The 11,983-nt window shown below is 35.1% G+C and carries 8 protein-coding genes and 1 riboswitch; of the genes, 7 read left to right on the top strand and 1 reads right to left on the bottom strand.

Going from position 1 to position 11,983, the window contains the following annotated elements:
- Window positions 1-129: 129 nt before the first annotated feature.
- Window positions 130-1,338 (top strand): MFS transporter, encoded by a 1,209-nt coding sequence (locus TX86_RS20500; RefSeq protein WP_042351770.1) that lies wholly within the window; start codon window positions 130-132, stop codon window positions 1,336-1,338.
- A 253-nt stretch (window positions 1,339-1,591) separates the two neighbouring features.
- On the opposite strand, the gene TX86_RS20495 is transcribed toward TX86_RS20500, so the two are convergent.
- Window positions 1,592-2,932, bottom strand: a complete 1,341-nt coding sequence (locus tag TX86_RS20495) for an amino acid permease (protein WP_042351768.1) — start codon at window positions 2,930-2,932, stop codon at window positions 1,592-1,594.
- A 302-nt stretch (window positions 2,933-3,234) separates the two neighbouring features.
- Window positions 3,235-3,313, bottom strand: a riboswitch (glycine riboswitch).
- Between the two features lie 290 nt (window positions 3,314-3,603).
- Here TX86_RS20495 and TX86_RS20490 point away from each other — a divergent pair.
- The 6 genes from TX86_RS20490 (at window position 3,604) to desA (ending at window position 11,879) form a co-directional block, all read left to right on the top strand.
- Window positions 3,604-4,530: a ketopantoate reductase family protein gene (locus tag TX86_RS20490; protein WP_042351767.1), complete on the top strand. Its 927-nt coding sequence runs from the start codon at window positions 3,604-3,606 to the stop codon at window positions 4,528-4,530.
- A gap of 333 nt (window positions 4,531-4,863) precedes the next feature.
- Complete coding sequence (locus TX86_RS20485) at window positions 4,864-6,348, top strand: protein adenylyltransferase SelO (protein WP_439096863.1); 1,485 nt, start codon at window positions 4,864-4,866, stop codon at window positions 6,346-6,348.
- 340 nt (window positions 6,349-6,688) lie between these two features.
- Window positions 6,689-9,073, top strand: coding sequence for a polyprenyl synthetase family protein (locus TX86_RS20480; protein WP_042351766.1), 2,385 nt, complete (start codon window positions 6,689-6,691; stop codon window positions 9,071-9,073).
- A gap of 84 nt (window positions 9,074-9,157) precedes the next feature.
- Window positions 9,158-9,862: an HAD family hydrolase gene (locus TX86_RS20475; RefSeq protein ID WP_042351765.1), complete on the top strand. Its 705-nt coding sequence runs from the start codon at window positions 9,158-9,160 to the stop codon at window positions 9,860-9,862.
- Between the two features lie 125 nt (window positions 9,863-9,987).
- A complete protein-coding gene (locus tag TX86_RS20470; protein ID WP_042351764.1) occupies window positions 9,988-10,584 on the top strand; it encodes an SAM-dependent methyltransferase in 597 nt (198 codons plus the stop codon).
- Between the two features lie 251 nt (window positions 10,585-10,835).
- Entirely contained in the window at window positions 10,836-11,879 is a 1,044-nt protein-coding gene (gene desA, locus TX86_RS20465; protein ID WP_042352055.1) for a Delta(5) desaturase DesA, read from the top strand.
- Window positions 11,880-11,983 lie beyond the last annotated feature (104 nt).

Here is an 11,983-nt window from a genome sequence, read left to right as displayed (position 1 = left end):
GTACCTCTTTTAAAGGAAGTCCAGTGAGACTTAAAAGGAGAATGGAAAAGTTTTATTTATTTAGATACATCCATTCATTCGTAAATAAAAGAGATTAATTTCATCTAGAACATACTGGAGGAGAGTAGAATGGATTATCGTAAAAAAACCGTGGTCGCATCGGTAGCTGGTTTAACATTAGAAGGCATGGACATTATGTTTATCTCATTTGCGATGACAATGATTATTGCAGAATTTAACGTTGATTTAGCAACTGGAGGACTTATTTCTTCTATAACGAATGTAGGGATGCTATTAGGAGGAATTGTTTTCGGAGTTTTAGCGGATAAGTATGGAAGGGTAAAGGTCTTTACATATACTGTCATCGTGTTTGCAATTGGTACAGCTTTAACGGGCCTAGCCACTAGCATTGAACAAGTATATCTATTTAGATTTATCGCAGGAATAGGTGCCGGAGGAGAATATGGTATTGGTATGGCTCTTGTTGCAGAAGCTTGGCCGAAAAATAAACAAGGGCGTGCGTCTTCATATGTCAGTGTAGGTGCTCAATATGGTGTCATTTTAGCAGCATTACTAAGTGCGATCATTCTTCCTACTTTAGGATGGAGAGCATTGTTCTTTGTTGGTGTAGTACCTGTTATTTTTGCCTTTATCGTAAGGAAAAATTTAGATGAATCACCTGAGTGGCTCGCTGCTCAGAAAAATAAAAAGGCTAGTAAGAAAGATGAAAAGGGTAAGTTGGTACAATTGTTTGAAACGCCACGAACAGCGATTACAACAATCTCTTTAATAATAATGGCAACTGTTCAAATTGCCGGTTATAACGGGTTAATGATTTGGCTACCATCGATGTTGCAGCAGTCACAAGGTTTATCTGTTTCAAGCTCTGCTATTTGGACAATTAGTACAGCCGTTGGCATGATTATTGGTATGTTAACCTTTGGGCTATTCTTAGATCGGTTTGGCGCAAAGCGTGCCTTTGGCGTCTTCCTTATTGCTTCAGCATGTGCTGTGTTTTTATACTCTTATGCTACTGGTAGTATGGGTGTACTAATAGGTGGTGCAATTGTCGGATTTTTCTCAAATGGAATGTTCGCCGGATACGGAGCGTTGATTGGTAGTCTATATCCCGTTCAAATTCGAAGTACAGCAACAAACACAATTTTTAACTTTGGCCGAGCTATAGGCGGTTTTTCACCATTTCTTGTCGGCTATATTCTACAAAGTTATGATATGAAAGTTGCGATGCTCTACTTAGCAGGTTTATATTGTATTTCCTTTGCTGTCATGCTAATGCTTAAAAAAGATGATTTAGGGAATGTAAGCGAAACTATATAATAAAGTAAGTTTATTTAACCATCAATTGAAATGCATTTGCGTTTTAATTGATGGTTTTTTTGAAATTATAGATTTTTTAATGAGTAAATATATCAAAGTTGCTACAAATAAAAAACGGTTTGAGTAAAAGGAAAAAATCCTTTTACTTAAACCGTTTTTCTTATTTTTGTTAATGTTAATACGAGAAAATCAGATATCAACAAGTAAAAATCTTTATCTAACTCTCAAATATTGTCGACCTTTACTAGATGTACTATTGTTTTATTTTAAATCTATATAATATAGCCAGCATAATAAACCAAATTGGTGTCAATAACAGTGGGATACGTGTAGCATCCGCAAATAACATAACGATTAGAATAAATACAAACAATGCTAAAATAACATAATTAATAAATGGTGTTAAAGGAGCTTTGAATATTGATTTTGCTCTCAAATCAGGTCGTTTTTTAGAATAGATAATATGAGAGATTAAGATAATGCTCCATACCCAAATGAAACAGATAGCACTAATTGTTGTAACGATTGAAAATGCTTGCTCTGGAACTAGCTTACTTAATAATGCACCAACTGAAACAACAATTGTTGATGTAAATAACGCGTTACTTGGAACCGAGTACTTATTTAATTTAGATAGTTTAGCAGGCGCTTCTTTATGTCTGCTTAATGTATATAGTATACGGCTTGTAGAAAATAAACCGCTATTGCACGCAGAAGCGGCAGATGTTAATACAACGAAATTGATAATTCCAGCAGCAACAGGTATACCGACTAATGCAAATACCTCTACGAAAGGACTGCTAGATGCATCTAATAGATCCCAAGGGTTAATGAAAAGGATAACTAATAATGCACCAACGTAGAAAAGCAATATACGAACCGGAATTTTATTAATCGCAGATGGTATGTTTTTCTTTGGATCTGCTGTTTCAGCTGCTGAAACCCCTACTAATTCAACTCCTACAAATGAAAAGACAACAAGTTGTAGTGAGAATAAGAAGCCGGAAATTCCGTTTGGAAACATGCCTCCGTGACTCCATAAGTTAGAAATTGTAACAGTTCCTGTATCGGTTTTAAAGCCAATGACTAATAAAACGATACCAACAACAATCAGTATAATAATAGTAATTACTTTAATAATAGCGAACCAAAATTCTAATTCCCCAAATAATCTTACAGATAGTAAATTTAATCCTAATAAAATAACTAGACATGCTATAGCTGGCACCCATTGCGGGATATCAAACCAATATTGCATATAGACACCAACAGCGATAATATCGGCCATCGCTGTCATAATCCAACAGAACCAGTATGTCCAACCCGTTATAAATCCAGCCCACGGTCCAATATATTCGGTTGCAAATTCAGTGAAGGATAAGTAACCAGCGTTTGATAAAAGTAGTTCTCCTAAAGCTCTCATAACAAAGAATAACGCTATTCCGATTAAGAGATAGGCGAATATGATAGATGGACCTGCCATCTGAATAGATTTACCAGAGCCTAAAAATAAACCCGTTCCGATTGTACCACCTATCGCAATCAGTTGTACGTGCCGATCTTTTAAGTCTCGTTTTAGTTCTTGCTTAGCCAATTTGTACGCCCCCGTAGTTTAAATTCTTAGTTGCAAATAAACTTTTTAAAAATTCAGAAATAAAATGAATGCAGAGATTCCTTGTGATATACTGAACTTTCCGTTTTTGAAGCTGTTTATATGCAATTAAATGATGTCATTTTATTAAATAAGATGACTCATGAGTTAGTAACCATTCATCAGGTCTAACTGTTCTTTTTCCCTCTTAGTATTAATAGATTGGAAAAAGATGATTTAAAACAATAAAAAAAGAGATTGGACATATCCAATCTCATCAAGGGCGAGAATAACAATTTATAACTCGTTATTCTTCTGTCCTTTTGCCTGAGATTGTGAATCCTTCGGCGCTGTACATTGTACAGTCTCTCCAGAAGCTGCTCCTGCCATAGTTTAATCCACGGCATTCATTGCTTACTAATATATGAAAATATTCGAATGTCTAAGTTGGATAGAAAATTAAAGTAATCTTCGAACTAACATTCATTATATTTATAAAACAATAAAGGAATTCTATCATCTTTATTAGCTTTGGTCAACAAATTAAGATTGATATGTTAAATCATTGTAAAAAAGAGTCATTTATATCTTATAAATAGTAGTGTGAGTGCATTAGACAGAAAATTCTTTTAATGTGTTAAAATTTTTATAAAAGCGAAGAGGGGCTAAGGGATATGACAATAAAAAAAGTATCGATTATTGGTTTAGGAGCATTAGGTGTTTTGTTTGGAAATCATTTATCTAAGAAAATGGGGAAAGAAGATTTAAGAATAATAGCAGATCAGGATCGTATCCAAAGATATGAAAGTAACAAGGTATATTGTAATAATGAAATATGTGAATTTAACTATGTAACACCTGATGAAGCTTGCGGCCCAGCTGACTTGCTTATAATTGCAGTTAAATATAATGGATTGAAAGAAGCTATACAAGCTGTAAAGAATCATATTGGAAAAAATACAATTATTATTTCCTTGTTGAATGGAATTACAAGTGAACAAATTATTGGTGAAATATATGGAATGGATAGGTTATTGTATTGTGTTGCACAAGGAATGGATGCGGTTAAGGTTGGGAATAAATTGACCTACGACCATATGGGCATGCTCTGTTTTGGTGATAAAGATCCTAGTAAAGTCTCACAAAATGCAAAGGACTTGGCAGCTTTTTTTGAAAAGATGGAGCTTCCGTTTGAATTAGATCATGATATGTATAGACGCCAATGGGGAAAATTTATGCTTAATGTAGGTGTAAATCAAACGGTTGCTGTTTATAAAAGCAATTATGGTGAAGTGCAAAGAGAAGGTGAAGCAAGGGATATGATGATTGCAGCTATGCGAGAGGTAATCGCACTATCTGAAAAAGAAGGAGTTCATTTAACGGAAGAAGATTTACAATATTGGCTAAACGTATTAGGTAAGTTAAGTCCAAATGGAAAGCCGTCAATGGCTCAAGATGTGGAAGCAAAGCGATTCAGTGAGGTAGAATTATTCGCAGGTACAGTAGTGGCATTAGGGAAGAAATATGGGGTTGCTACACCTGTTAATGAAGAGTTGTATGAGAAGATTCAAGTGATTGAAAAGCAATATGTTGTTTGCTGATACCTTTTATTTAATAAAGTTAAACAACAAAATAAATACTTTACGATTTGTGTTTTGATGAAGAGTATATTCCTTTTCAGAAGAGTAAAGAAATATAACATCAGATATTGTGATAGCGTGTAACCATTGAAGTTTATAGCAAATACAAAAAGAAGCAGAAACAAAGTAAAATTGTTTCTGCTTTTTTTCATGCTTAGTTATTTAAAATGCTAGTAATCTCATATTCCTCTTTTATACCCCAAATATCCATACTCAAGTCTTTGAATAACATATAAAAAGCACCACGAGGCTATAATAAAGTAATGGAAAAGCAGACTTTTAAAGGATTATGTGATGAAGAATATGAAAAAGAAAGGGGATATCATGACAAATACAGGCTGGAATTTTGATAATAGTTACGCTCGACTACCAAAATTGTTTTATAAAAATATGAATCCAACCCCAGTAAAGTCTCCACAATTAATTATTTTAAATCAATCATTAGCCAAATCATTAGGATTGAATCCAGATAAACTTCAAAGTGAAGATGCTATTGCAGTGTTCGCTGGTAATAAGATTCCTGAAGGTGCAGAACCTTTAGCGCAAGCTTATGCGGGGCATCAGTTTGGACACTTTAATATGTTAGGAGACGGGAGAGCCATTCTACTTGGTGAGCAGATTACACCACAAGGAGAACGGCATGATATTCAGTTGAAAGGTTCAGGACGAACACCTTATTCGCGTGGTGGTGACGGTCGAGCGGCACTTGGTCCGATGTTACGTGAATATATTATTAGTGAAGCGATGCATAGTCTAGGAATTCCCACAACTCGTAGTTTAGCAGTAGTGACAACGGGCGAAGGAGTAGCTCGTGAAACGTACTTGCCTGGTGCTATTTTGACTCGTGTGGCAGGTAGTCATATTCGTGTTGGAACCTTTCAATTCGCTGTGAACTTTGGATCAGCTGATGATGTTCGTACACTGGCTGATTATACGATAAAAAGACATTATCCCGATATTAAAGAGGATGCAAACCGATACTTAGCTCTTCTTGAGGAAGTAATTAAACGTCAAGCTGATTTAATTGCTAAATGGCAGCTTGTTGGTTTTATTCATGGTGTTATGAATACTGATAATATGACGATTAGTGGAGAAACAATTGATTATGGTCCGTGTGCTTTCATGGATACATATGACCCTGCAACTGTATTCAGCTCAATTGATGAACAAGGTCGTTATGCGTTTGGTAATCAGCCATATATAGGTTTATGGAATCTCACTCGATTTGCTGAAACTTTAGTGCCATTACTCCATGAGAAGCAGGAAGAAGCAATCAAAATTGCTGAAAATGCACTTTCTGAGTTTGCAATGCTGTTCCAGAGTAATTGGTATGCTGGCTTAAGAGCAAAACTCGGTATCTTTAATGAAGAGAAAAAAGATGAAGAGCTTATTAAAGTTCTTCTCGATATGATGGAAGAATATCGAGCGGATTATACAAATACATTTCGTGCATTAACTATAGACAAACTAGAAAATACTGTTCTACATGATAAAGAAGAATTTAAGCAATGGTATCAACAGTGGCAAGAGCGACTTAACAGACAAGAGGAATCAAAAGAAGCTTCACTAAACTTGATGAAGAAGAGTAATCCAGCGGTTATTCCACGTAATCATAGAGTAGAGGAAGCACTTAAAGCCGCTGTGAATGGAGACTTCAGCGTGATGGAGAGATTACTTAATATCCTTTCTAATCCATTCGCATACACGCCAGAACAAGAGGAGTATTGTAAGCTTCCAGAGCCATCGAATATACCTTATCGGACATTTTGTGGAACATGATTATGATGTGAAAACCCTGAAATCATTGAATTTTATTTTCATGATTTCAGGGTTTTATTTAATTCTTTTTCTTTAGCTTAAAACTTTATTCAATTTAAAACGTAGTATAAAGAAGAAAGCAAAGGTTATATCGCAGGATTTACATAGGATGTAATGGAATAAATTGATAAGTGGTTAAATAAATATGATTAAGTTAGGCAATAAATGATGTGAGTTAACAGATATACCAATAATCTTCATTTAGCTTTCTAGCAATAAAGATGGTATTTTTAATTATATTAAAATAATATCTATTTTAGAGGAAGTTGTAATAGATTTAAAAGACCATTAAGTCGAGGTAATGTTCCGTATGAATAAGGAGTTAATAACAAATGCCGATGAATGCTATCGGATAGCTGAGCAGAGAGCTGCTCATTATTTCAATACACTTAAAGAACAAGTTAAGGAGAAGAACTATGTCTCTAATTTGACGAGAGACATACAATCTTGGAAACCGAACCATATATATCGTCAACCCCTATTTTCTGTTTTTTCTCGTAGAAAGAGAAAGCCAAGTACTAAAGATTATTACAATTATATTCAATGGTTGGATCATACAGGTAAGCTTGATAATTACTTAGATAGAAGTGTCGCTTATATATTTATGAGAGATCTTGGGAAAGCCTTGGATACAGCCGAAACACAAGAGAGAGTTCAGCGTTCTGTTGATAGTCTGAAACGTCAATTAACTACATCTACTCCAAAAGAAGATAATATGACGTTTAGCATGGCTGGGTTGTATAAATGGGCTCAGAAAGAAGGCGTTGAATCAACTGTCATCTGGGTGATAGATAAAATAAGAAGGGTATCTTCTCGTATTCCTGAAGGGATGGATGCTGAACAAGCCCAAAGAAAGCTTATTAAGCTTATAGGTGGGGTAGTAATGCATGTGATGGAGGAGATGGACGAACAAATCTCTTCTGAAGAACGCATCCAAAAGCTTGATGAGGCGATTAGACTGGGATACTCCTATGGCTTAACTTATCCCTTTATTGATGATCTGCTAGATTCTGAAGTTTTATCTGTTAATGAGAAAAAACAATATTCGAATTTAATTCGTACTACACTACTTACAGGGGCGGTACCAAGGATAGACAAATGGTCTTGGAGAAACATGGAGTTAATGAGGTATATACATGCAGAACTTCGAGATGCTTTTGAATATATTAAATCTCAACAACGCCCAGAGACAAGCAAACAGTTTTTCGAGCAATCTTATGTGTTTTTTCAATCTCAGGAAGTGGATCGTAATAAGGATTTAAAGAAGACAGACTATACCAATGGGGAACTGTATATACCAGTTATTTTAAAATCGGCTTCTTCACGTTTAATTGTTCGTTCTGTTATTAGTGCTGAAGAAGATGAGGGGTTTCATAACCGAACGTTTTATTATGGTATTTACAATCAGTTAGCGGATGATTTTGCCGATATGTTTGATGATATGCAGGCTGGCGCAGTAACGCCTTATACGTACTACATGAAATATCATGATAAGCGACCAGATTTAATTAATCCTTATGAATTATATTGGACGGTCATTTCCAACTTAATTCATAATGTGTATCATTCTGATTCAAAGGTATGTGAAGTTATTTTAGATCGTGCGATAAACGGTTTGAAACGATACAAAGAACGGTTGGGTACAGAGAAGTATAATGAAATTATGGATATATTAGCTTCAGGTGACTCAGAATTTAATAGGATTATACAGGAATTAGTACGTAAAGCAGATGATGTAGACTTTTTTGATAAACTACTTCGCGATCATATGCTTTCTATGTTAAGAGAAGAACGGAAAGAACGGGACAATTTTGTCCAAACGATTGAAAGCGTTCGTGAAGAGATTAATAACAGCTTACCGATTACTAAAGACAATCATATACAAGGTATAAAAGAGCCAATTATTGATGCCGCTAATTATAGTTTGGAAGGCGATGGCAAGCGTTTAAGACCAATTATGACTTGGGTTATGGGTGTTGATGGATACGGATTGAAAAAGTCAGCGATTTTACCACTTTTGAAATCATTGGAGTATATGCATACTGCATCACTAATCTTTGATGATTTGCCATCTCAAGACAATGCCTCTACTCGCAGAGGGCGCGCAACACTCCATCAGGAATATAATCCTGCTATTGCAGAAATAACAGGTCTTTTTCTAACTCAGAAGGCTATTGAGGAACAAACATCCCTTGAACAGTTTGATTCAAAGACTGTACTTCACTTAATTCAATATTCATCGCGAATTGCAATGGATATGTGTAGAGGTCAAGCAATGGATTTAGGTTCCAAAGGCAAGCCTTTGACAATCGAACAACTGAACACAATGTGTTTTTATAAAACAGGGATTGCATTTGAAGCATCACTAATCATGCCTGCCATTCTCGCTCATGCTAAGGAATCGGAAATGGAAGCACTGAAAAGATTCGCTCGACATACTGGTATTGCGTTTCAAATCAAGGATGATTTGCTTGATGTGGAAGGGAATCGAACGATTCTTGGAAAACCTATTGGACAAGATGAGGAGAATAACAATTCAACCTTTGTATCGATTTTAGGTCAAGAAGCGGCTAGAAAAGAATTGTGGAATCATTATTGTCTTGCAATAGAATCTCTACAAGAGGTACCTCGCAATACAGCTTTTCTAAAGCATTTATTGAATTATGTTGTGAATAGAAATCATTAAGAGTTTGCTATTTTATTAAGCTAACAATACTAAATTCTTCTTACATTAGTATATTTAAAAAATCATATAAAGGAATGTGCAGCCTTGATAAACTTCGTATTTGATTTAGACGATACCATTTATAATCAATTTTCACCTTTCCAAAAAGCTTATGATTCAATTTTTCATAAGATGGATGCTGTCGATGTATATAAGCTATATATCGATAGTAGGAAATATAGTGACGAGGTATTTCATCTTACAGAAAGCGGAGAATTAGATGTTCATGAAATGCATTGTAATAGAATCCAGCTAGCATTTGAACAACAGGGAATAACGATTGATAAAGAACAAGCAGCTACCTTTCAAGTGGAATATGCGGATCAGCAGTATAAGATTACAATTGTCCCTGAGATACAGCAAGTGTTTAACATGTGTAAGGAGAAGGGAATTGAAATCGGTATTATAACGAATGGACCATCGATGCATCAAAGAATGAAAATGAAAGCATTAGGGTTATCTCATTGGTTTGAAGATGACAAAATTATTATATCCAGTGAAGTGGATGTAGCTAAGCCAAGCAAAGAGATATTTGCCATTGCGGAAAAGCAATTTGGTTTTGCAGCGAGTCATACATACTATGTGGGAGATTCGTTCCAGAACGATGTGATTGGTGCAAAATCAGCTGAGTGGAAAAGTATTTGGGTGAATCATCGCAATCGTACAATTGACAATGATGAGTTTACCCCAGATTATCAAGTGTTTGACAATCAACAGTTACTACAATTAGTTAATAGATTAATAGGTTAGAATCATAGTAGAGAAGCAGCTTTGTTATTAAGACATAGGCTGCTTTTTGCAACGTATAATACGTCACGTTTTTCTCACAAGAAACGTGTCATAATAAACATAATCTTTTTTACAGGAGTGACTAAATGAAGGAAATTGAATACGATCATTTACTCAACATCAAAACAACTGGCGACCAAATGGGCTTTCATAAATCTTTACATTATCATCGCTATGAACCAACACCGTATGCAGGATTGAAGAAATTGTTACAGCATTTGCCTTTAACAGGTAACGATCGTGTTGTGGACTTTGGCTGCGGAAAAGGTAGACTCAATTTTTTTATTCATCATGAGTGTCAGGCATCAGTGGTAGGTATTGAAATGGATGAAGGATTTTATGAAGAAGCACTTGCTAATTTAGCTAGTTATGGAAAGAAAGCATCTACTGATAAGATTCAATTTCTATGTTGCTTTGCGCAAGAGTACGAAGTGAATCGCCGAGATAATGTGTTTTATTTCTTTAATCCATTTTCGGTGCAGATTTTCAGAAATGTCATCAATAATATTCTACTTTCTGTCGAGCGTACGAAGCGTGAAATAACAGTTGTACTTTATTATCCATCAGAGGAATATTTATTCTTCTTGGATGACCATCCTTCCTTTGAACGTAGAGGAGAGGTAGGATTAAATGAGCGTGATGAAAATGAACGATTTGTATTATATAAGTTGGCTTATATTTGAGAAATAAATAATTAGAGTCGTGATATAAGGCACTGTCCCTAGTTAGTCAAGATGACTTGAGGGACAGTGCCTATTGTTAATTCATAAATTGTACACTTTTTTAAAACGTAGCATTCATAAGGAGTTTGGTTGTTTTTTATTCGTGTATATGACAAATGTCATATACACACTATGACACGTATGTCTGCAAAAATTAGTACCTAGTCATTATAATAACTTTAATAAATGATGGGGGAAGGGTTTGGTTGATGATGACAAAACAAACTCAAATGTTAAAGAATTTACGCAAACAAGTAGCTCCTTATGAGAAGTCAGATACATCTAGGAGCATCAAGCAGATGTTGAATACATTTATACCATATGTATTGATATGGTATTTAGCATATGAGAGCTTATCTATTTCATATGCGCTTACTTTAGTACTTTGTGTGATTGGAGCAGGTTTTTTAGTTCGTGTTTTTATTATTTTTCATGATTGCTGTCATGGATCATTCTTTAAAGATAAACGTATTAATCAGACGATTGGTACGATAGCAGGTATTCTTACATTTTTCCCGTTTAAGCAATGGCAACATAGCCATAATGTACATCATGCTTCAAGTGGGAATTTAGATAAACGCGGAATCGGAGATATTTGGTTTTTGACTGTAGATGAGTATTTAGAAGCTTCATTTTGGCAACGAGTAGCGTATCGTTTATACCGTAATCCTATAGTGATGTTTGGTTTAGGTCCTATATATGTGTTTTTAATTACTAATCGTTTTAATCGAAAAGGAGCTAAACGTAAGGAGCGTATGAATACGTATCTGACTAACGTAGGAATCGTGGCTTTGGCTGCGGTTATGTGTTATACGTTTGGTTGGGAAACATATTTGTTAATTCAAGGTCCCATTTTCTATATTTCAGGTATATTAGGAATTTGGTTATTTTATGTACAACATACATTTGAAGACACGTACTTTGTTGATAATAAGGAATGGGAATATGTGAAGGCTGCAGTAGAAGGAAGTTCTTTCTATAAGCTTCCAAAAGTATTGCAATGGTTAACAGGTAATATTGGCTATCACCACGTGCATCATTTAAGCCCACGAGTACCAAACTATAAGCTTGAAACCGTTCATAATGATACAACGCCGTTGCAACATGTACCGACGATAACACTTGCAACAAGCTTAGAATGCTTGAAGTTTAAACTATGGGATGAGAGGCAGGATAAGTTCGTAACCTTTAAAGATATTAAAGTAAGAACAATTGAAGAAAGCAGTTCAATTCAGCCTAAGTATAAAAAGGCATAATCTAGTTTGTCAGTACTTGTAAGTGCTCTGACAAGTCAATATACAAGATGAGATGGTAAGATGTAGAGAAAGAAGGATTTGAGAAAAAATCCTAAGCCAAGAAT

It is taken from the genome of Bacillus massiliigorillae, from assembly GCF_000380245.2.
Taxonomy (GTDB): Bacteria; Bacillota; Bacilli; order Bacillales; family DSM-1321; genus Bacillus_AD; species Bacillus_AD massiliigorillae.
Note: the sequence above shows the minus strand (reverse complement) of the source record. Positions and strands in the feature narration are given on the sequence as shown.